The organism is Pseudoduganella sp. jia 12, from assembly GCF_055502675.1.
Window position 1 is genome coordinate 214259 of sequence record NZ_JBUXKP010000007.1, and the last position, 20324, is coordinate 234582.

General features: G+C 63.9%; 19 protein-coding genes. 2 read left to right on the plus strand and 17 right to left on the minus strand.

Annotated elements, in window-relative coordinates; genetic code table 11:
- The first annotated feature begins 10 nt into the window (after nt 1-10).
- The gene (locus ACY65G_RS17310; protein ID WP_464998563.1) at nt 11-1663 is read left to right on the plus strand and encodes a DUF4394 domain-containing protein; all 1653 of its coding nucleotides are present in this window, start codon (nt 11-13) and stop codon (nt 1661-1663) included.
- A 119-nt stretch (nt 1664-1782) separates the two neighbouring features.
- Here the strand turns inward: ACY65G_RS17310 and ACY65G_RS17315 are convergent, their stop codons facing one another.
- The 10 genes from ACY65G_RS17315 to ACY65G_RS17360 form a co-directional block, all read right to left on the minus strand.
- Entirely contained in the window at nt 1783-2487 is a 705-nt protein-coding gene (locus tag ACY65G_RS17315) for an anti-sigma factor (protein ID WP_464998564.1), read from the minus strand.
- Nucleotides 2484-3041 (minus strand): sigma-70 family RNA polymerase sigma factor, encoded by a 558-nt coding sequence (locus ACY65G_RS17320; protein WP_464998565.1) that lies wholly within the window; start codon nt 3039-3041, stop codon nt 2484-2486. Before ACY65G_RS17320 ends, ACY65G_RS17315 begins: the two co-directional genes overlap by 4 nt.
- A gap of 350 nt (nt 3042-3391) precedes the next feature.
- Nucleotides 3392-4171, minus strand: coding sequence for an enoyl-CoA hydratase (locus ACY65G_RS17325; RefSeq protein WP_464998566.1), 780 nt, complete (start codon nt 4169-4171; stop codon nt 3392-3394).
- A gap of 96 nt (nt 4172-4267) precedes the next feature.
- Complete coding sequence (locus ACY65G_RS17330) at nt 4268-5464, minus strand: acetyl-CoA C-acyltransferase (protein WP_464998567.1); 1197 nt, start codon at nt 5462-5464, stop codon at nt 4268-4270.
- Between the two features lie 25 nt (nt 5465-5489).
- On the minus strand, nt 5490-7889 hold the full coding sequence (locus tag ACY65G_RS17335; RefSeq protein ID WP_464998568.1) for a 3-hydroxyacyl-CoA dehydrogenase/enoyl-CoA hydratase family protein: 2400 nt from the start codon (nt 7887-7889) through the stop codon (nt 5490-5492).
- An 18-nt stretch (nt 7890-7907) separates the two neighbouring features.
- The gene (locus ACY65G_RS17340) at nt 7908-9698 is read right to left on the minus strand and encodes an acyl-CoA dehydrogenase C-terminal domain-containing protein (protein WP_130186433.1); all 1791 of its coding nucleotides are present in this window, start codon (nt 9696-9698) and stop codon (nt 7908-7910) included.
- Between the two features lie 63 nt (nt 9699-9761).
- A complete protein-coding gene (locus ACY65G_RS17345; RefSeq protein ID WP_130190311.1) occupies nt 9762-10349 on the minus strand; it encodes a TetR/AcrR family transcriptional regulator in 588 nt (195 codons plus the stop codon).
- Between the two features lie 368 nt (nt 10350-10717).
- Nucleotides 10718-11098 carry an RNA-binding S4 domain-containing protein gene (locus ACY65G_RS17350; RefSeq protein ID WP_130186434.1) on the minus strand — a complete coding sequence of 127 codons (381 nt, stop codon included), beginning with the start codon at nt 11096-11098 and terminating at the stop codon, nt 10718-10720.
- An 18-nt stretch (nt 11099-11116) separates the two neighbouring features.
- Nucleotides 11117-12286, minus strand: a complete 1170-nt coding sequence (gene clsB / locus ACY65G_RS17355) for a cardiolipin synthase ClsB (RefSeq protein WP_464998569.1) — start codon at nt 12284-12286, stop codon at nt 11117-11119.
- Nucleotides 12287-12290: 4 nt separating this feature from the next.
- A complete protein-coding gene (locus ACY65G_RS17360; protein WP_464998570.1) occupies nt 12291-13100 on the minus strand; it encodes an endonuclease/exonuclease/phosphatase family protein in 810 nt (269 codons plus the stop codon).
- Between the two features lie 291 nt (nt 13101-13391).
- On the opposite strand from ACY65G_RS17360, the gene ACY65G_RS17365 reads away from it, so the two are divergent.
- A complete protein-coding gene (locus tag ACY65G_RS17365) occupies nt 13392-13799 on the plus strand; it encodes a hypothetical protein (protein ID WP_464998571.1) in 408 nt (135 codons plus the stop codon).
- Between the two features lie 20 nt (nt 13800-13819).
- On the opposite strand, the gene nudB is transcribed toward ACY65G_RS17365, so the two are convergent.
- The 7 genes from nudB to ACY65G_RS17400 form a co-directional block, all read right to left on the minus strand.
- Nucleotides 13820-14278 carry a dihydroneopterin triphosphate diphosphatase gene (gene nudB / locus ACY65G_RS17370; RefSeq protein ID WP_464998572.1) on the minus strand — a complete coding sequence of 153 codons (459 nt, stop codon included), beginning with the start codon at nt 14276-14278 and terminating at the stop codon, nt 13820-13822.
- Between the two features lie 204 nt (nt 14279-14482).
- A complete protein-coding gene (gene aspS, locus ACY65G_RS17375; protein WP_464998573.1) occupies nt 14483-16288 on the minus strand; it encodes an aspartate--tRNA ligase in 1806 nt (601 codons plus the stop codon).
- Between the two features lie 49 nt (nt 16289-16337).
- On the minus strand, nt 16338-16925 hold the full coding sequence (locus ACY65G_RS17380) for a DUF502 domain-containing protein (RefSeq protein WP_130190313.1): 588 nt from the start codon (nt 16923-16925) through the stop codon (nt 16338-16340).
- A gap of 16 nt (nt 16926-16941) precedes the next feature.
- Nucleotides 16942-17253: an FmdB family zinc ribbon protein gene (locus ACY65G_RS17385; RefSeq protein ID WP_464998574.1), complete on the minus strand. Its 312-nt coding sequence runs from the start codon at nt 17251-17253 to the stop codon at nt 16942-16944.
- 186 nt (nt 17254-17439) lie between these two features.
- Nucleotides 17440-18057, minus strand: coding sequence for a methyltransferase (locus tag ACY65G_RS17390; RefSeq protein WP_464998575.1), 618 nt, complete (start codon nt 18055-18057; stop codon nt 17440-17442).
- Nucleotides 18058-19626, minus strand: coding sequence for a ubiquinone biosynthesis regulatory protein kinase UbiB (gene ubiB / locus ACY65G_RS17395; RefSeq protein ID WP_464998576.1), 1569 nt, complete (start codon nt 19624-19626; stop codon nt 18058-18060).
- The gene (locus ACY65G_RS17400) at nt 19623-20261 is read right to left on the minus strand and encodes a ubiquinone biosynthesis accessory factor UbiJ (RefSeq protein ID WP_464998577.1); all 639 of its coding nucleotides are present in this window, start codon (nt 20259-20261) and stop codon (nt 19623-19625) included. The genes ubiB and ACY65G_RS17400 overlap by 4 nt, the downstream gene beginning before the upstream one ends.
- Between the last annotated feature and the right edge of the window lie 63 nt (nt 20262-20324).

Below are 20324 nucleotides of genomic sequence, written 5' to 3' on the forward strand. Positions count from 1 at the left end.
AGGACCGATCATGAACCGACCCCAGCTTTCCACGCTTGCCCTTGCCACCTCGATCGCCCTGACCCTGGCCGCCTGCGGCGGTGGCGGCAGCGACCACGATACCGGCGTCCCGCCCCAGACGCCGACGCCGGGCGTGCCGGTCGCTCCGGGCGACGTGTTTGCCCTGACCGCCAGCAACAGGCTGATTTCGTTCAACCGCGAGACGCCGGGCACGGTGCGCACTACCGCCACGGTCTCCGGCCTGCAGAGCGGCGAAAACCTGCTCGGCATCGATTACCGCCCGGCGGACGGCAAGCTGTATGGCGTGGGCTCCACCGGCCGGCTGTACACGATCGACACGGAAAGCGGCGTGGCCACGCTGAAGTCGATGCTGATGGCCGATGCGGCCGATACCACGGCACCGTTCACGGCGCTGGCCGGCACCGATTTCGGCGTGGACTTCAACCCGGTCGCCGACCGGCTGCGCATCGTCTCCAATACGGGTTTGAACCTGCGCATCAACGTCGATACCGGCGCCACCACCACCGATGGCGCCATCAATGGCGGCGCGGCCACCACGCAGATCACCGCATCGGCCTACACGAATTCCTTCGCGGGCACCGGCACCACCACGCTGTATGCACTCGATACCGTCACGGACATGCTGTACATCCAGAACCCGCCGAACAACGGCACGCTGGCCACGCCGGTGCCGCTGGGCGTGGACACGGGCAGCGCCAACGGGTTCGATATCGATGCGCGCACGAACATGGGCTATATGGTTGGCACAGTGGGCGGCGCCCGCAACCTGTACAGCATCAACCTGGCGGCCACGGCGACCCCGGCCATGCTGGTGGGCGCGGTGGGCGGGACCGAAGAGATCCGCGGCATCGCGCTGCGCCCGGCCGCAGTGCCGATGGTGCACGGCCTCACGGACGACAACCGCCTGGTCGCCTTCAAGGTGGCGACCCCGAACACGATCGACACCACGGTGGCGATCACGGGCCTGAACAGCGGCGAAACGCTGCTGGGCATCGATGTGCGCCCGAAGGATGGCATGCTGTATGGCCTGACTTCCGCCGCGCGCATCGTGACGATCGATCCGGCCACGGGCGCGGCCACCGCGAAAGCCACGCTGATGGCCGATGCGGCCGATACGACGGCGCCCTACTCGGCGATCGCGGGCACGGCGTTCGCCGTCGACTTCAACCCGGTGGCGGACCGCCTGCGCGTGATCGGCAACACGGGCCAGAGCCTGCGCATCAACGTCGATACCGGCGCGACGACGACCGACGGTGCCATCAACCGCGCCAGCGGCGCGGCCACGATCACCGCCGCCGCCTACAACAACAGCATTGCCGGCACGGCGACGACGATCCTGTATGACCTGGACAGCGCCACCGACGTGCTGGCGATGCAGACGCCGCCGAACGACGGGACGCTGGTGGATGTGGGCCGGCTGGGCGTGGACGTGGCCGGCGATGCCGGGTTCGATATCGCCGGCGGCGGGAACGGGCTGGTGCTGGCGGCGCTGCGCACGACCGCCACGGGCCCCAGCACGTTGTACCGCGTCGACTTGATGTCGGGCACCGCGACGCCGGTCAATGGCGCAGCCACGCCGGCCACCTCCGTGATCGGCAATGGCGTGCCGGGCCTGCGCGACATCGCCATCGTGATCAAGTAAGCGGGAGACTGGCCGCGCCCCATTCCCTGGCGGCGCGGCCGATGGCCAGGATCGGCCAGGACCGGTCACTGCGCCGGATCGCACGACACGGCGATCCGGCGCAGTGACCGAGGCGGTACCTACATCACTTTCACGGCACGGCCGATATACAGGATCGGCCCCGTCGGACGCCCGATCGGCGAACCCTGTTCCGGTTCCAGCGTGATCTCGAACAGCTGGTTCGGCTGCAGCGGCGGGAGCTTGTCGAGCCTCACGTCGACCGCCTTGCCCGGCGTGACGAGGCCCAGCGATACGGGGCCCTTCCAGCCATCGGCCTTGGTCCACAGCTGCAGCGCGCGCTGCGCCGGCACGGCTGTCTTCACCAGCGGTTCGAGGCGGATCGTCTGCGGCCCGGTGGCGCGGATCACCCATCCCGGCGCGGCATTCTGCGGCGTGGCCAGCACCACCATATAGTCGGGCGCCAGCGGCGCCTGCATGCGCACGCCCACCACCGCCGCCATGATGGCGGCGGCCGCGAAGCCGCCGGCGGCCAGCCCGCGCCACAGCGTGACCTTGTCCCACCAGCGGGCCTTGGCCGGCACATTCCGCGCCGGTGCCGGGGCCGGAGCCACGCTGCGCTCAATGCGCGCCCACAGCGCGGCGGATGGTTCGACCGGCTCGGCAAGCGCCGCCAGCGGCAGCAGCTTTTGTTCCCAGTATTCGACGGCCGCGCGCAGTGCCGCGTCATGCGGCAATGCCTGTTCGACTTCGCGGCGCTGTGCGGCGGAGAGCGTGCCCAGCACGTACTCGCCGGCCAGCTCGTGGGGATCGCGGATCGGGCTCATACCATGCACTCCCGCAGCGCGTTCATGCCGCGCTTGATCCAGGCCTTGACGGTGCCCAGCGGCGACTTGAGGCGCTCGGCGATCTCGCTGTGCGAGCAGCCATCCACATAGGCATACAGGATGCTGTTGCGCTTCGCGGCATCGAGCTGGGTAAGGCAATGTTCCAGGCGACCGAGATCCTGGCGCAGTTCGAAGGCGTCGGCAATGTGCACGGCAGCTTCCGGATCGATGGCATCCAGCGCTTCTTCGTCATCGACGAGGACTTCGCGGGTGCCGGCACGGATCGCATCGAGCGCCTGGTACCGCACGATGCTGTAGATCCAGCCGCGGCCCGCGCCACGCGCCGCGTCGAACGTGCCGGCCTTTGTCCAGATACTGACGAAGGCATCGTGCACCACATCTTCCGCCGCCTGGCGCTCGCGCACGATGCGCAAGGCCACGCCCAGCAGGCGCGGCGCTTCCTGGTCGTACAGGCTGCGCAATGCCTGCCGGTCGCCGCGCGCGCAGCCGCGCAAGGCGGCTTCGTAATCGAATTGGTCGGGGGCAATGGGCACGGCGGTCCGTCAGAAGGTGGCGGGCGCAACGACTGCCCGGGCAGCCGAGTATATATGGATGAGGCATGCATGCGGCACACGACTTCGCGGCGCAAGGAAAAAATAGGCATCCGCCGGCCTGGCTTCCCACTTAATAGTTATTGTCGGGAACTTTTACACGGCAGCCGATAATTTCCGCAGCACTTTTCGCCGATAGTTCAGTTATTAAGCAAGATCAATCCCCTACCGTTATCCGCGCCTTGTCGGCACAGGGGCAGGCCTGGCGGCACTGCACCGCCGCAAGGGCAACACCGGAAAACCGCCGGCCCGGCTTGGATACCTACCCGGCCGGCGGCGAACTCCGGCGAGCTTCAGGCGAACTTCGTGAAGTCCGGCTTGCGCTTCTCGAAGAACGCCGTGAAGGCTTCCTTTGCTTCCGCGCCCTGCAGCATCTCGAAGAACAACTTGCTCTCCTCGGCGATGATCGCTTCCAGCTGTGCCTTGCGCGACGTGGTCATCAGCCGCTTCGTGGTGCGGATCGATGCGGCGGGCAGTGCCACCAGCTTGGCGGCCTGCGCGCGCGCGTGGTCGAGCACCTCGGCGGCGGGCAGCACTTTCGATACGATGCCCATGTCATAAGCTTCCTGCGCACCAAATGGTTCGCCCAGCATCAGCTTCTCGGCGGCGCGCGCGTGGCCACCGGCCAGCGGCATCAGCAGCGACGAGCCGAATTCCGGGCACAGGCCAAGCTGCGTGAACGGCACGGAGAATTTCGCGCTGTCGGCGGCGTACACGAGGTCGCAGTGCATCAGCAAGGTGGTGCCGATGCCGATCGCCAGGCCGCCCACGGCCGCGACGACCGGCTTGGCCGAACCGGACAGCGCGCGCATGAACTGGAACACGGGGCGGTCGCCGAAGGCCACGCCGTCGTTGGCGCGGGTGGTCTTCATGAAGTCTTCCAGGTCGTTCCCGGCCGTGAACACTTCGGGCTTGCCGGCCAGCAGGATGGCGCGTACTTCGGTATCGTCCTGCGCGGCGTTGATCGCATCGGCCAGCGTTTGATACATCGCGGAGGTGATGGCGTTCTTGCGCTCGATGCGGTTGAACGCCAGCGTGAGAATGCCGTCTGCCTTGGTGACTTCGATTGCCATTGTCTCTTTCCTTTGTTGTGATATTGACGGCGCAATGATGAAGGGCGCCGGGATTGTGTCCGCGGCGCCCTTGTCAATTCATGCCTGCCGTGTGGATTACACGCGCTCGATGATGCCCGCCGCACCCATGCCGGCACCCACGCACATCGTGACCATGCCGTACTTCAGGTTGTTGCGGCGCAGTGCGTGCACGACGGTCGCGGCGCGGATAGCGCCGGTCGCGCCGAGCGGATGGCCCAGCGCGATCGCGCCGCCCATCGGGTTGACCTTGCTCGTATCAAGATTCAGGTCGCGAATCACGGCCAGCGCCTGCGCCGCGAACGCTTCGTTCAGTTCGATCCAGTCCAGCTGTTCCTGCGTGATGCCGGCAGCGGCCAGTGCGGCGGGAATCGCCACCTTCGGGCCGATGCCCATGATTTCCGGCGGCACGCCGCGCACGGCGAACGACGAGAACTTGGCCAGCGGGGTCAGGTTGTGCTCGCGCAGGATCTTTTCGGAGACGACGATCAGCGCGCCGGCGCCGTCGGACATCTGCGACGACGTGGCCGCCGTCACGGAGCCCTTGGCGGCGAATACCGGCTTCAGCTTGCCCATCGATTCCATCGACGCGTCGGCACGCGGGCCTTCGTCGTTCTCGACCAGGCGCTTGCCGACCTTGATCTCGCCGGTCTTCAGGTCCGGCGTACGGGTGATGGCTTCCACCGGCGTGATCTCGTCCTTGAACAGGCCGGCCTGCTGGGCGGCGATGGCGCGGCGGTGCGATTCCAGGCCGAACGCATCCTGGTCTTCGCGGGAGATCTTCCACTGCTTGGCCACGTTTTCGGCAGTCAGGCCCATGCCGTAGGCCAGGCCCACGTTTTCATCCTTGAACGTGTCCATGTTGATGGACGGGTGATGGCCCATCATCGGCACCATCGACATCGATTCCACGCCGCCGGCGATCATCACGTCGGCTTCACCCACGCGGATGCGGTCCGCCGCCATCGCCAGCGCGGTGATGCCCGATGCGCAGTAGCGGTTGACGGTAACGCCGCCCACGGTGTTCGGCAGGCCGGCCAGCACCACGGCATTACGGGCCACGTTGAAGCCCTGCTCCGCTTCCGGGAACGAGCAGCCGATGATCGCGTCGATGATCAGGGCCGGGTCCAGGTTCGGCACGGCGGCCATGGCGCCGCGGATCGCGTGCACCAGCAGGTCGTCCGGGCGGGTCTTGTTGAACACGCCGCGCGGCGCCTTGCCGATCGGGGTGCGGGTCGCGGCGACGATGTATGCGTCTTGAAGTTGTTTGCTCATGTTGTTCGTCCTTTAGGTGGGCGGCTTAGTTGCGTACCGGTTTGCCGGTCTGCAGCATGCCCATGATCCGCTCCTGCGTTTTCGGGTGGTTCAGCAGTTCCAGGAAGGCCTTGCGTTCGCGGTCCAGGATCCACTGCTCGCTGACCACGCTGCCCTGGTCGATGTCGCCGCCGCTCACGATCTCGGCGATCATGTCGCCCAGCTTGTAGTCGTGTGCGGAGATGAAGCCGCCGTCGCGCATGTTGACCAGCTGGCCGCGGATCGTGGCCCAGCCGTAGCGGCCGGTGACCGTGACCGGGCGCTGCAGCGGTGCGCGGTAGCCGGAATCGAACATGGCGCGCGCCGTCACTTTCGCCACGTGCAGCAGTTCATACGGGTTGAAGACGATGATGTCGTCTTCCTTCAGGTAACCCATCGCCTTCGCTTCCAGTGCGGATTTCGACACGTTCGCGGTGGCCGCGTTCATGAAGCCCGTCTTCAGGAATTGCAGGATGTCGTTGCCCTTGGCGTCCTTGGCGGCGCGTACCGCCGCTTCCTTCAGACCGCCGCCGGCCGGAATCAGGCCCACGCCCACTTCCACCAGGCCGATATACGACTCGATCGACGCCACGCGGCGCGAAGCGTGCAGCGCCAGCTCGCAGCCGCCGCCCAGCGCCAGGCCCGCAACAGCGGCCACCACCGGCACGTTCGAGTATTTCAACGCCATGAACGTATTCTGCAGGTCGCTGATCAGCGGTTCCAGCGCCTTGGCGCCGCCGGCCATGAAGGTCGGCAGGGCCGATTGCAGATCGGCGCCGGCGGAGAACGCGCCGCCTTCGGCCGCATCCGTGCCCCAGATCACCAGGCCCTTGAAGTTCTTTTCCGCCTCGGCAAGGCCGCGCTTCAGGCCGTCGATGACGCCCTGGCCGATCACGTGCATCTTGGTCTTCAGCGAGATCACCAGCACGTCGTCGCCCGAGTGCCACAGGCGCACGTCGTTGTCTTCGAACACGGTGGTGCCGGCTTTCGACGGGTCGGTGTCGCCGCTGCCCAGTACCGGTGCGCGGAATGCCTGGCGTTCATAGACGGCCAGGTTCGAGCGCGGCACATAGCTGTTCGACTTGGCGGAGTACGAGCCTTCCGGCGTATGCACGCCCTTCTCGGCCACTTTTTCGTCAAAGACCCATGCCGGCAGCGGTGCGTCGGTCAGTGCCTTGCCTTCTTCGATGTCCTGCTTCACCCATTCGGCGATCTGCTTCCAGCCGGCGGCCTGCCACGTTTCGAACGGGCCCACTTTCCAGCCGAAGCCCCAGCGCATGGCGAAGTCCACGTCGCGCGCATTGTCGGCGATCGAGTCCAGGTGGTAGGCGATGTAGTGGAACGCGTCGCGGAAGATCGCCCACAGGAACTGGCCTTGCGGGTTGGTCGATTCGCGCAGCGCCTTGAATTTCTTGACCGGATCCTTTTCCTTCAGGATGCGGGCGATGATGTCGGCAGCCTTGCCGCCGCCGGCCACGTATTCGCCGGTGGCGAAGTCCAGGCGCTGGATATCCTTGCCCACCTTCTTGTAGAAGCCGCCGCCCGTCTTCTGGCCCAGCGCGCCCTTCTCGATCAGCTTCGCCAGCACGTCGGGGGTCTTGTACACGCTGAAGAACGGATCGTCCTTCAGGTTGTCCTGCATCGTCTTGATGACATGGCCCATCGTGTCCAGGCCCACCACGTCCGCCGTGCGGAACGTGCCGGACTTGGCGCGGCCCAGCTTCGCGCCGGTCAGGTCGTCGACGACGTCCACGGACAGGCCGAACTTCTCGGCTTCATGGATCGTGGCCAGCATGCCGAAGATGCCCACGCGGTTCGCGATGAAGTTCGGCGTATCCTTCGCGCGCACCACGCCCTTGCCCAGCGCGGACGTGAGGAAGGTTTCCAGCTGGTCCAGGATTTCCGGGCGGGTCGCCTCGGTCGGGATCAGTTCCACCAGGTGCATGTAGCGCGGCGGGTTGAAGAAGTGCACGCCGCAGAAGCGCGCCTTCAGGTCCGCGTCGAAGCCTTGCGCCAGCTGCTCGATCGGCAGGCCGGACGTGTTCGATGCGAAGATCGCGTTGGCGCCGATGTGCGGGGCCACCTTCTTGTACAGGTCGTGCTTCCAGTCCAGGCGCTCGGCGATCGCTTCGATGATCAGGTCGCAGTCGGCCAGCTGGTCCAGGTTGTCTTCATAGTTCGCGACCTGGATCAGTGACGCGTCTTCCTTGTCGCCCAGCGGTGCCGGCGACAGCTTTTTCAGGCCTTCGATGGCCTTCAGGACGATGCCATTCTTCGGCGTTCCCTCTTTTCCAGGCAAATCGAACAGCACGACCTGCACCTTGGCGTTCACGCAGTGGGCGGCGATTTGCGCGCCCATCACGCCGGCGCCCAGCACGGCGACTTTTTTCACACTGAAGTTCGTCATTTCTTGTTCCTTGATTTGTTAGAACAGGTCGGCGTCCAGCGCCATCAGGTTCGATGCGCCCGAGCGTGCCTGGCGGATCAGCATGGCGGTTTCCGGGTACAGGCGGCCGAAGTAGAAGCGTGCGGTCGCCAGCTTGGCCTTGTAGAACTTGTCATCCGAATCCTGCTTTTCCAGCGCGATCTTGGCCATCTGCGCGAAGAAGTACGAAAACACCAGGTGGCCGGCAACGCGCAGGTAAGGCACGGCGGCGGCGCCCACTTCATCCTGGTTCTGGAAGGCCTTCATGCCGATTTCCATCGTCAGCTTGGTGACCTTTTCGCCCAGGTCGCCCAGCGGGGTGACGAATTCGGACATCGCTTCATCGGTGCCGTTGTCTTCCACGAACGCGCGGATCTTCTCGCCGAACTTGCGCAGCTTCGAGCCGTTGTCCATCAGGATCTTGCGGCCCAGCAGGTCGAGCGACTGGATCGTGTTCGTGCCTTCGTAGATCATGTTGATGCGCGCGTCGCGCACATACTGTTCCATGCCCCATTCGGCGATGTAGCCGTGGCCGCCGAACACCTGCATCGCTTCCGAGGTGGCGATCCAGCCGTTGTCGGTGATGAAGGCCTTCACGATCGGGGTCAGCAGCGCCACTTCGTCGGCGGCTTCCTTGCGCACTTCCTCGTCCGGGTGGTTCAGTTCGCGGTCGATCTGCAGCGCCACATAGCTGGTCAGCGCGCGGGCGCCTTCGGCGAACGCCTTCGCCGTCAGCAGCATGCGGCGCACGTCCGGGTGCACGATGATCGGGTCGGCCGGCTTGTCGGCCGCCTTCACGCCCGACAGGGAGCGCATCTGCAGGCGGTCTTTTGCATAGACCAGCGCGTTCTGGTACGCCACTTCGGTCAGGCCCAGCGACTGCATGCCCACGCCCAGGCGGGCCGCGTTCATGAACACGAACATGGCGTTCAGGCCCTTGTTCGGCTGGCCGATGATCCAGCCTTTCGCGCCGTCCAGGTTCATCTGGCAGGTGGAGTTGCCGTGGATGCCCATCTTTTCTTCGATGGCGCCGCAGAAGATCGGGTTGCGTTCGCCGATGCCGCCGTTACCGTCCGGCAGGAATTTCGGGACGAGGAACAGCGAGATGCCTTTCGAGCCTTCCGGTGCGTCCGGCACGCGGGCCAGCACCAGGTGCAGGATGTTCTCGGACATGTCGTGCTCGCCGGCCGAGATGAAGATCTTGTTGCCGGTGATCGTCCACGAGCCGTCGTCGTTCGGCAGTGCCTTCGTGCGCAGCAGGCCCAGGTCGGTGCCGCAGTGCGGTTCGGTCAGGCACATGGTGCCGGTCCACTCGCCGGAGACCAGCTTCGGCAGGTACGTTGCCTTCTGCTCGTCGGTGCCGTGTTCCTTCAGGCACTCGTAGGCGCCGTGCGACAGGCCCGGGTACATGGTCCATGCCTGGTTCGACGAGTTCAGCATCTCGTAGAACGAATTGTTCAGCACCACCGGCAGGCCCTGGCCGCCGTATTCCGGATCGCACGCCAGCGCGGCCCAGCCACCCTCCACGTACTGCTTGTACGCTTCCTTGTAGCCCTTCGGCGTGGTGACGGTCTTGGCTTGCGCGTCGTGGTGGCAGCCTTCGCGGTCGCCGGAATGGTTCAGCGGGAACAGCACTTCGGACGTGAACTTCGCGCCTTCTTCCAGCACCGCGTTGATGATGTCGGCATCGGTCTCGGCGTGGGCCGGCAGTTCCTTCAGCTGCTCTTCCACCTTCAGGAACTCATGCAGAACGAATTGCATATCCCGGATTGGCGCGACGTATTGACCCATGTTTATCTCCTGCGACTAAGGCTAAGTGTGATTGGTTGCCGCACCTTGTGGATGCGGCCAGGTTTAAGACTGATAGTTTTCGATCAGGCGGTTGAAGCCCACCGTGGCGCGATCGACGGCGCCGGGAATGCGCAGGAAACGGGCATCGTGGTGCACGGCCAGGATCAGGCCATACATCTCGTAGACCAGCTGCTGCGCATCGGTACCCGCTTTCAAGTGACCGCATTCGATCGCCTGCTCGGCCGCCCGCAACAGGGCGCCCTGCCATGCGCTCACCATCGCCACCAGCGCTTCGCGGATCGGACCGGGGCGGTCGTCATACTCGACGGCGCCGCTGATGTAGATGCAGCCCGACGCGATCTCGATCGACACGCGCTTGACCCACTGCGCGAACATCAGCCGCAGGCGCGGCAAGCCGCGGGGTTCCTTGATGGCGGGATAGAACACTTCCTGCTCAAAACGGCGGTGGTAAAGCTTCAACACTTCCAGCTGTAAATCTTCACGCGAACCAAAGTGGGCGAATACGCCCGATTTACTCATGTTCATCCGGTCCGCCAGCAGGCCGATGGTCAGCCCTTCCAGCCCGTCACGGCTGGCAAGGTCCAACGCCACGTCCAGGATGGCGGCGCGGGTCATTTCGCCCTTGCGCATGAATTTTGTCGAGGTATTGATGGCTAAATTACTCACTTTGGCATCCGGCTTCATGGGAGAAAGGAACTTTGATTTTCCCCCGGCCGGTTTGCTCCGTGTGAAAAAAATTACGAACGCTCGTACTATTATCCAGGGCTGGATAAATGTCAAACGGGATCGTTAGAGGTGGCGTTCTATTTTGCGCCCGGCGTTGCGCGCGGGGGTTGACAGGCAAATTAAGAATCACAGAAGTTGCTTCAAAAATGGGGACGTACCCCATTTTTTCGGCAATAATTTCCTAAAAAATGGGGACGTACCCCATTTTTGAAGCAACAGTTTCCGTGGAAACAGGGGGTATGACGGATCGCCGTAGGCACTTTTCCGGGCAACTATTCGCCGTGGTCGATCTGGTCGCGGATGCGCCGGTCGCGCTTCGTGGGGCGGCCCTTCAGGTCAGCGGCCGGTTCGTGGAACAGTTTGCGCCGTTCGGCCTCCTTGATGCGCCGGGCGATCGATTCCTCGCTTTCCTCGTACAGGGTACGGGCGATGGGGGCACCCTGCCGCTTGTCCGAGATGCCCACCACCAGCACGTCCCATTCGTCCGAGCCGTTATCGATGTGCAGCTTCTCGCCCAGTTTCACGACCCGCGCCGGTTTCACCCGGTCGCCGTTGACCTTGACCTTGCCGCTGTCGATCGCGTCGATGGCAAGATTGCGCGTCTTGAAGAAGCGCGCGGCCCACAGCCATTTGTCGATCCTTACGTTATCCATGCGTATTTCAAGCTTTCATCAGGCATATTTTCCCACTGCAAAAATGCGCATCAGCGTCCGATACACCACGTAGGCGATCTCGTAGCCGATGCGGCGGAAGCGTCCGATGTGCTCGAACTCGTGGGCGTGGACTTCCACGCCTTCGGCGACGGCCGCATCGATATGCTTGCGCAAGTCCTTGGCGAAGGCGGCATCCTTGATCACGACGTTCGCTTCCTGGTTCAAGAAAAGGCTCAGCCCGTCCACGTTGGAGGAACCGACCGTGGCCCACTCGTCGTCGATGACGGCGACCTTGGCATGGAGCTGGGTCTTGCGATATTCCACCAGCCGCACGCCGGAAGCGAGCAGCTTGGGATAGAACGAGTGCGCCACGGCATCTTGCAGCCAGTGCTCGCCCACGCCGATCAGCAGTGTCACCTGCACGCCGCGCTGCGCCGTTTGCGACAGCGCGCGCCGGAACTTGCGGCCGGGTGCGAAATATGGGTTCGCCAGCAGCACGCTTTTCTTGGCGGCACCCATCGCCTTCAGGTAGGCCCGCTGGATAGTGTGACGGTTGCGCAAATTGTCGCGCACCACGAAGCCCGCCTGCACGGTGGTACTGGCTTCGGCGGCCGCCTTGTTGGCGCGGCGCGTTTCCTGGTACAGGCCGATACGCTCGGTGAGCGGCATCTTGCCCAGGCGGCGCCACTGCGCGACGGCTTCCTTGTGGATATTCGCCACGAGCGGCCCCTTGACCGCCACGGCAAAGTCCCAGCGCGGCGCGGACAGGCTGATGCTGTGGTCGTAATCGCAGAACATGTCGTCGTTGATATTGATGCCGCCCACGAAGGCGATGCAGCGGTCGACGACGCAGATCTTGCGGTGGGTGCGCGAGACGCCGCGCTTGAACCAGGGATTGAAGATGCGGTGCTCGACGCCGGCGGCCTGCAGCTGCGCATGCATGCGGTTGACCCGCCCGGCACCGGTGCCGAACCAGTCGGTGATCATGCGCACCGTGACACCCCGCTGCGCCGCGCGCATCAGCGCGGCCAGCACGGCCTGCCCCGTTTCATCGTCCGCGAAGATGTAAGTCTCGAAATAGACGTCATACTGCGCGGCATCGATCGCTTCCATCAGGCCGGGGAAGAATTCGGTACCGCAGTGCAGGAGTCTGACTTCGTTGTCGGCGATGAAATCGACAGGGCGCATAACGCTATAACAGTTTCAGGGTAGCGACGAGCGGTGCATGGTCCGACAATTTGGCCCAGATCGGGCCATGCAGGACCTGCGCCGATTCTACCTCGAAGCCGCGAACGTAGATACGATCCAGGCGGAAGAAGGGCAAGGCGGATGGGAACGTGCGGGCCGGGTGGACCGCCGCCTGCCTGCGGGCCAGGGTACGGACCAGGTCGCCCAGGCTCGAACCGGCGCCGATTTCGTCGAACACCTCCACCACGCCCAGGGCCTTGCGCAGTTTGGCGCTCAGCGTGTTGCGCCAGTCGTTGAAGTCGCCGGCGATGATCACCGGCTCGTTGTTGGGTGCGGACAGGTTCACCGCATCGATCAGCGCTTCCACCTGCCGCACGCGGCTGCGCTCGAACAGGCCCAAGTGGATCACATAGCAATGCACCACGCCTTTCGGCGTTTCAACGATCGAGTGCAGGATGCCGCGCGCCTCGTAGGCATGGTCGGAAATATCGGTATTGGTCCACTTGGCGATGGGGTGCTTCGACAGCAGCGCGTTGCCATGGTGGCCATGGTCGTATTGCGCGTTCAGGCCATAGACGGACTGGTGCGATTCGCCGGCGAAGAATTCGTGCTGGCCGCCCCCTGGCCAGTGCTTCGCTCCATGGCGCTCTTCGCCGAAGCGGGCGGCGATGCGGTCATGCTGGCCCTGCACTTCCTGCAGGAAGATCAGGTCGGCATCGAATGCCGCGATGGCCTGCTTGAGCGCCAGCACGCGTGGCTTGCTGCGGTAGGAAACGCCCTTGTGGATATTGTAGGTGGCGACTTTGATCTTCATGAAAGCCATTCTAGCGCCAACCGTGCTGATTCATCGCGGGCAATCGTGCGGCGGGGATACGATAGCAAACGTGCACGGAGGCATTACCGGATTCCTGGCGAGCCTGTTCAGGATCCGGGCCGGGCTCAGTCATGCAGTCTACTCCGGGCGACGAAAACGATGCTTCCAGACCGTGGCAATTGTGCGCCGGTCGCACAAAAGATTGCTGCCAATGGCCGGGATATCCCCTATAGTTGATCCAACAGAGGAACTTCAAGTTTCCAATCACAACTGACGCGAACGGGAGGCTGTATGGCGATCAGGACTTTCTGCACCACTTTCTGCACCGTATTGGCCACACTGTCGGCAGTACCGGCAACGGCTTTCGCGATGCTGCCGGATACGAGCCCGGCGACCGCCGGCATCGCGACCGCCGGCATCGCCAACCGCGGCCATGCGGCAGCTCCGCAGGCTGCCGGCCGCGTGCTGTTCGAATCCGATGCGCCGATCGGCATGACGGGTACCGACCAGGGTTCAACATCGCTGCTCAACCAGACCGGAACGTATTTCGGCGAGCTGATCGGGGGCGACATCGCCTATCGTCCGCATGCGCCGGCCGCCAGCGAGCCCGAACCCGGCAACCTGCCCCTGCTGGGGGCCGCCGCCATCGCGCTGCTGGTTGCGCAATTGCGGCGCTCCGGCCGGCCCGCCGTCAGGTAGCTGCCGTCAGGTAGCTGGCATCAACGGCCCAGCATGCGCGGCAGTTGCAGGATCGCTTCCGCGTTCGACGCGGAAAAGCACCTGTCCGCCGCTTCAAGGTGCGGCAACCACGCGTGCGCGGTGTGCTCGCGCGGCGACAGCATGATGGGTATGTCGCGCGGCACTTCCACGCTGAACACGTGCTCCGTGTTGTGCGTGACGCCGGACGCATACCGGTGGCGCCAGATCGGATAGATCTCGTACACATTGGACAGGTGCCAGTCGCGCAGCACGATGCGCTCGCCATCGGCCACTATGCCGGTTTCCTCGAACAGCTCGCGCGTGGCGGTGGCCAGCAAGGGCTCGTCGATGGCGTCCAGCGAGCCGGTGACCGACTGCCAGAAACCGGGGTGGCCGGTGCGTTCGATCAGCAGCACCTGCAGGTCGGCCGTGTGGATGACGACCAGGACGGAGATGGGGATTTTTTGGGGTTTTAGCATCGGCGGTTCGATGTCGCGAAGTGCGTATGCGTCACAGGGGTCTGTGCCCGGTTTTTTGCCGGCGCTTCGACGGCAGGGCTCAAAACCGGGGTCAGTCCCCTGACGCAGCCAACGATTCACGTTGAAGTCAGCACTTACCGGGGACAGACCCCTGCGGATCCGCAGCCGCGGGTGTAAAAAAGGGCGCCGTGGCGCCCTTTCCTTTTAGCCAGCTACTTTCGGCTCGGCCGCGCGCAGGCGGATATGCAGCTCTTTCAGCTGCTTCTCGTCCACTTCCGAAGGCGCGTGCGTCAGCAGATCCTGCGCGCGCTGCGTTTTCGGGAAGGCGATCACGTCGCGGATCGAATCGGACTTCGTCATCAGCGTGACGATGCGGTCCAGGCCGAAGGCCAGGCCACCGTGCGGCGGCGCGCCGTACTGCAGCGCGTCGAGCAGGAAGCCGAACTTCAGGCGTGCTTCCTCGGCACCGATCTTCAGCGCGCGGAACACCTTCGACTGCACTTCCTCGCGGTGGATACGGATCGAACCGCCGCCCAGTTCCCAGCCGTTCAGCACCATGTCGTAGGCCTTGGCGATGCAGGCACCCGGGTTCGTTTCCAGCATGTCTTCGTGGCCATCCTTCGGCGCCGTGAACGGGTGGTGCGTGGCGGTCCAGCGGTCGTCTTCCTCGTCGTATTCGAACATCGGGAAGTCGATGACCCACAGCGGTGCCCACACGTCGTCGAACAGGCCGTTCTTCTTGCCGAATTCGCTGTGGCCGATCTTCACGCGCAGCGCGCCGATCGCATCGTTGACCACTTTCGCCTTGTCGGCGCCGAAGAAGATCAGGTCGCCGTCTTCCGCGCCCGTCAGTTCCAGGATCTTGGCCAGGGCTTCGTCGTTGATGTTCTTGACGATCGGCGACTGCAGGCCGTCACGGCCTTTTGCCTTCTCGTTGACCTTGATGTAGGCCAGGCCCTTGGCACCGTAGATGGCCACGAACTGGGTGTACGCGTCGATTTCCGAACGCGGCATCTCGGCGCCCTTCGGCACGCGCATGCCGACCACGCGGCCGTTCGGCAGGTTGGCGGCGGCGGAGAACACCTTGAAGTCCACGGACTTCATCACTTCGGTCAGTTCGGTGAATTGCAGCTTGACGCGCATGTCCGGCTTGTCCGAACCATAGGAGCCCATCGCTTCCGAGAAGTTCATCACCGGGAACGGGTTCGGCAGGTCGATCGACAGCGTGTTCTTGAACACCTTGCGGATCATGTCCTCGAACAGGTCGCGGATTTCCTGCTCGTTCAGGAACGAGGTCTCGCAGTCGATCTGCGTGAATTCCGGCTGGCGGTCGGCGCGCAGGTCTTCGTCGCGGAAGCACTTGGTGATCTGGTAGTAGCGGTCGAAGTTCGCCACCATCAGCAGCTGCTTGAACAGCTGCGGCGACTGCGGCAGCGCGAAGAACTGGCCGGCATTCACGCGCGACGGCACCAGGTAGTCGCGCGCGCCTTCCGGCGTGGACTTGGTCAGCGTCGGCGTTTCGATGTCGATGAAGCCCAGGTCGTCCAGGTATTTACGCACTTCCATCGTCACCTTGTAGCGCAGGCGCAGGTTGTTCTGCATCTGCGGGCGGCGCAGGTCCAGCACGCGGTGCGTCAGGCGGGTGGTTTCGGACAGGTTGTCGTCATCGAGCTGGAACGGCACGGCCACGGACGGGTTCAGCACTTCGAGCTGCGAGCAGACCACTTCGATCTTGCCGGACTTCAGGTTGTTGTTGACCGTACCGGCCAGGCGATCCTTGACCACGCCGGTGACGCGCAGGCAGTACTCGTTACGCACGGACTCGGCCGTCTTGAACACTTCCGCCTGCTCCGGATTGCAGACGATCTGGACCAGGCCTTCGCGGTCGCGCAGGTCGATGAAGATCACGCCGCCGTGATCGCGGCGACGGTGCACCCAGCCGCACAGGCTGACGGTTTGGCCCAGCAGGGCTTCGGTGGTGAGCCCGCAGTAATGAGTACGCATTGACATGATTATTTCTCGTTCAGGTTGAATTGGGGCTGTGACCGGGTCCGGCGCTTCATTCGGGAGCGACCACACCCATCGACACAATGTATTTCAGGGCGGCGTCGACGGTCATGTCGAGCTCCACCACGTTTTCGCGCGCCATCATCAGGAAGAAGCCGGAGGTCGGGTTCGGCGTCGTCGGCACGTACACGGACACATAGTCTCCCACCAGGTGGTTTTTGACGTCGCCACCGGGGGCGCCCGTCAGGAATCCGATCGTGTACGAGTTCGCGTGCGGATAGGGAATCAGCACCGCCTTGCGGAACGCGTTGCCGGACGATGAGAACAGCGTATCCGACACCTGCTTCACGCTGCCGTACAGCGAACTGACGACAGGAATGCGGTGCAGCAGCTTTTCCCACAGCCGCAGCACGTAGTTGCCGATCAGGTTATTGGCCAGCAGGCCGACGACGAACACGATGAGGATGGTCAGGATCGCGCCGAAGCCGGGAATATCGAACCCGACCAGCGTGCGCGGCTGCCAGCGCTCCGGAACGAACAGCAGCGACTGGTCCAGCGTGCCGATGATGATGTTCAGCACCCAGGCCGTGATGGCCAGCGGCACCAGGACCAGCAACCCCGTCAGGAAGCACTTGCGTATCGTGTTCATCAGCACCTTATTTCTTGTCGCCCGTGCCGGTGGCTGCCGGCACGGTGCTCGCTGGCGCGGCGCTCGACGATTCCGCTTTCGGCGCGTCGGCCTTGACACCATCGGGCTTGGCGGCCACGCCGGTGGCTGGCGCATTGCCGCCACGGAAATCGGTCACGTACCAGCCGGTGCCTTTCAACTGGAAGCCGGCCGCGGTCAACTGCTTCTTGAAGGTGGATTTGCCGCAGGAGGGGCATTCCGTGAGCTGCGGATCGGAGATCTTCTGCAGCACATCCTTGGCAAAGCCACATTCCTCGCAGCGGTAGGCATAGATAGGCATCTGTTACTCCGCAAAAAACATCAAAAACCCTGAATTATAAGTGTTTTTGCGGGCAGAGCCTTATTTGCGGGGTGGCAAAACCGGTGACAGACACTGGTTTTTCAGGAATATTTCAAAAAAACCGGTGACAGACACCGAATTGATGAAAACAGAAGTTGCGAAATAAATGGTGTCTGTCACCGGTTTTCAGCGCCGCCGCCACTCCATCCAGCGTTCCTGGCCGCCGAAGACCGGCAGCGAGTCGGGCACGGGCTCGTCTTCCACGAGCGTGAAATGGGGCGCCAGCAGTGTGTCGAGCTCGCTGCGGGCGATGCCGAACGGCGGGCCCTTGGCGGGATCGCCGAAATAGAAGTAGCCGGCCAGCAGGCCATCGTGCGGCAGCAGTTCGGCCCAGCGCTGCACGACGCGGGGCTGGTGCTCGGGCGGCAGCGCGCACAGGAAGGCGCGTTCGTAGATCACATCGAGCTTCGCCGGCGGCTGGTAGGTGAAGAAATCGGCCTGCACGATCCGCTCCGGCCAGCGCCGGACCGTTTTTTTCGCCCGCTCCACCGCGTTCGGCGAGAAATCGATGGCGTGCGCATCCCAGCCCGCCTCGCACATCAGGTCCAGCTCATAGGCCGAGCCGGCGCCCGGGATCAGCGCCACCGGGGGCACGACGGCCGCATCGGCCGCCGCGTCGTGCGAGGCCACGAGGCTGCGCAGCTGCTCGGGGATGCCGCCCAGGTCCCACGGCATGAATTGCCGTGCAAAGCGTTCGTCCCAGAAGCGGGGATCGAGAGGGTCGCGCGTGTCGAATTCGGGCATTTACATCACTCCATGCCAGCGCAGGTAGGCCTGGAAGCCGATGGCCCCGGCCACGAACGCGCCGACGAAATAAACGAAAAAGCTCAGCATGCGATTGGTGCGGCGCTGCTCCTCCGTGAGCTGCCGCAACAGCTCGTTGGTGGTATCGTCGCGCTCGCCCAGTGCCGTCAGCGCCTGATGGGTGAGCCGCGGCAGCTGCGGCAGGATGTGCGAGTAACGGGGCGCTTCCGCCTTCAGCTTGTCCACCAGGCCCCGCCAGCCCACCTGTTCGGATACCCACCGTTCCAGGTGCGGCTTCGCCGTCTTCCACAAGTCCAGGTCCGGGTCCAGTACGCGGCCCATGCCTTCGATGTTCAGCAGCGTCTTTTGCAGCAGTACCAGCTGCGGCTGTACCTCGACATTGAAACGGCGCGACGTCTGGAACAAGCGTAACAAAATCTGGCCGAACGAGATGTCCTTCAGCGGCCGGTCGAAGATCGGCTCGCAACAGGCGCGCACCGCCGCTTCCAGCTCGTCGACACGGGTATTCTTCGGCGCCCAGCCCGACTCGATGTGCGCCTCGGCGACCCGCTTGTAATCGCGGCGGAAAAATGCCAGGAAGTTTTGCGACAGGTAATCCTTGTCGTAATCGTTCAGCGTGCCGACGATGCCGAAGTCCAGCGCGATATAGCGCCCGAACGTGGCCGGGTCGATCGACACGAGGATATTCCCCGGGTGCATGTCGGCATGGAAGAAGCCGTCGCGGAATACCTGCGTGAAGAAAATTTCCACGCCGTCGCTGCCCAGCTTCTTCAGGTCGACGCCCGCCTCCACCAGCCGGTCGATCTGCGACACGGGAATGCCATGCATGCGCTCCATCGTGATCACGTCGCTGGAGCAGTAATCCCAATACATCTCGGGCACCATCAGCAGGTTCGAATCGGCGAAGTTGCGGCGCAATTGCGCGGCGTTGGCGGCCTCGCGCATCAGGTCCAGCTCGTCATGCAGGTACTTGTCGAACTCGCCGACGACCTCCTTCATTTTCAACCGGTGGGCATCCTTCCACAGCCGGTTGATCATGTCCGCGGCCAAGTTCATCAGCGCCACGTCTTCGTCGATCAGCTTTTTCATGCCTGGGCGCAATACCTTGACGGCCACCGGGGTGCCATCCGGCAGCGCCGCGAAGTGCACCTGCGCGATCGATGCCGATGCGACCGGCACGCGCTCGAAGCGGGCGAACAGCTGGTCGGGATGGCCGCCCAGCGAACGCTCGATCTGCGCCACGGCCAACTCCGAATCGAACGGCGGCACGCGATCCTGCAGCTTGGAAAGTTCGGCGATGAGATCCGGCGGAATCAGGTCGCTGCGCGTGGACAGCACCTGCCCCAGCTTGACGAAGATCGGCCCCAGCTCTTCGAGCGCCATGCGCAGGCGGATCGCGCGCGCCGTCGAGATATCGCGCCAGAAGAAGGCCGTGTCGAAGAAGCGGTTGATGCCGGGCTTGTCGAAGCCTGAAATGGCGATTTCATCGAGGCCGTATTTGACGATGACACGAAGGATTTTAAACAGGCGAAGGAATTTCAGGATCATCGAGGGTCGGCGCCTTGCTTGCTCATCTTATTGTTGATTTTCTGTTCCAGCTTTTCCAGCCGCTTGGCGAAGCGCTCGACATCGTCGCGCAGGCGCGTCACGTCGCCGGCGAATGCCTGGGCCGTCACGGGGCGCACCAGCACCGGATTCTCTTCCAGGAAATATTCAGCCACGTTTTCCGCCGCCTTGCGCTGCCCCTGCTGCAGGGAAGCCAGGGCCGACTTCATGCCCGAGACCATGCGCACGGCCGCCACCGGACCGATGACCTTTTCGAGGTCGTGCTCGGCTTCCCAGCGCAGCGACTGGGACAGCCGCGAAATCGCGTTCGCGAACTCGGCATCGCCTTCGATTTGCACATAGGAAAACGCACGCTCGCGGTTTTGCGCGATCAGCGGCAAGTCGGACAATTTCAGCCGGATCGTGACCGCGGCGCCCTGCTCGGCACTAGCGGCCTCGACCATACCATCGGCCGCTACGCGCAGGCGCAGCTCGACGGGCGACGCATCGATGCGGGCCACCTTGCCCGCGTATTGCTTCAGCTCGGCGCGGGCCCAGGGCTCCTGCGCCAGCAGGTGATTGATCGTGGCGGCGGCCGGCATCGACAATGTCGGCAATGCATTCGGAAATGGGAACATGTTTGGGAGAGACAAAAAAACAAAACCGCCCAGGAAATCCGGGGCGGTCTCGATCTTACCAGT

Excerpts from the sequence above, each read along its gene's own strand:
- ACY65G_RS17310 (WP_464998563.1), top strand. The coding sequence starts at position 11 with ATGAACCGACCCCAGCTTTCCACGCTTGCCCTTGCCACCTCGATCGCC.
- ACY65G_RS17315 (WP_464998564.1), bottom strand. The coding sequence starts at position 2,487 with ATGAGCCCGATCCGCGATCCCCACGAGCTGGCCGGCGAGTACGTGCTG.
- ACY65G_RS17325 (WP_464998566.1), bottom strand. The coding sequence starts at position 4,171 with ATGGCAATCGAAGTCACCAAGGCAGACGGCATTCTCACGCTGGCGTTC.
- ACY65G_RS17330 (WP_464998567.1), bottom strand. The coding sequence starts at position 5,464 with ATGAGCAAACAACTTCAAGACGCATACATCGTCGCCGCGACCCGCACC.
- ACY65G_RS17335 (WP_464998568.1), bottom strand. The coding sequence starts at position 7,889 with ATGACGAACTTCAGTGTGAAAAAAGTCGCCGTGCTGGGCGCCGGCGTG.
- ACY65G_RS17340 (WP_130186433.1), bottom strand. The coding sequence starts at position 9,698 with ATGGGTCAATACGTCGCGCCAATCCGGGATATGCAATTCGTTCTGCAT.
- ACY65G_RS17345 (WP_130190311.1), bottom strand. The coding sequence starts at position 10,349 with ATGCGCAAGGGCGAAATGACCCGCGCCGCCATCCTGGACGTGGCGTTG.
- ACY65G_RS17350 (WP_130186434.1), bottom strand. The coding sequence starts at position 11,098 with ATGGATAACGTAAGGATCGACAAATGGCTGTGGGCCGCGCGCTTCTTC.
- clsB (WP_464998569.1), bottom strand. The coding sequence starts at position 12,286 with ATGCGCCCTGTCGATTTCATCGCCGACAACGAAGTCAGACTCCTGCAC.
- ACY65G_RS17360 (WP_464998570.1), bottom strand. The coding sequence starts at position 13,100 with ATGAAGATCAAAGTCGCCACCTACAATATCCACAAGGGCGTTTCCTAC.
- ACY65G_RS17365 (WP_464998571.1), top strand. The coding sequence starts at position 13,392 with ATGGCGATCAGGACTTTCTGCACCACTTTCTGCACCGTATTGGCCACA.
- nudB (WP_464998572.1), bottom strand. The coding sequence starts at position 14,278 with ATGCTAAAACCCCAAAAAATCCCCATCTCCGTCCTGGTCGTCATCCAC.
- aspS (WP_464998573.1), bottom strand. The coding sequence starts at position 16,288 with ATGTCAATGCGTACTCATTACTGCGGGCTCACCACCGAAGCCCTGCTG.
- ACY65G_RS17385 (WP_464998574.1), bottom strand. The coding sequence starts at position 17,253 with ATGCCTATCTATGCCTACCGCTGCGAGGAATGTGGCTTTGCCAAGGAT.
- ACY65G_RS17390 (WP_464998575.1), bottom strand. The coding sequence starts at position 18,057 with ATGCCCGAATTCGACACGCGCGACCCTCTCGATCCCCGCTTCTGGGAC.
- ubiB (WP_464998576.1), bottom strand. The coding sequence starts at position 19,626 with ATGATCCTGAAATTCCTTCGCCTGTTTAAAATCCTTCGTGTCATCGTC.
- ACY65G_RS17400 (WP_464998577.1), bottom strand. The coding sequence starts at position 20,261 with ATGTTCCCATTTCCGAATGCATTGCCGACATTGTCGATGCCGGCCGCC.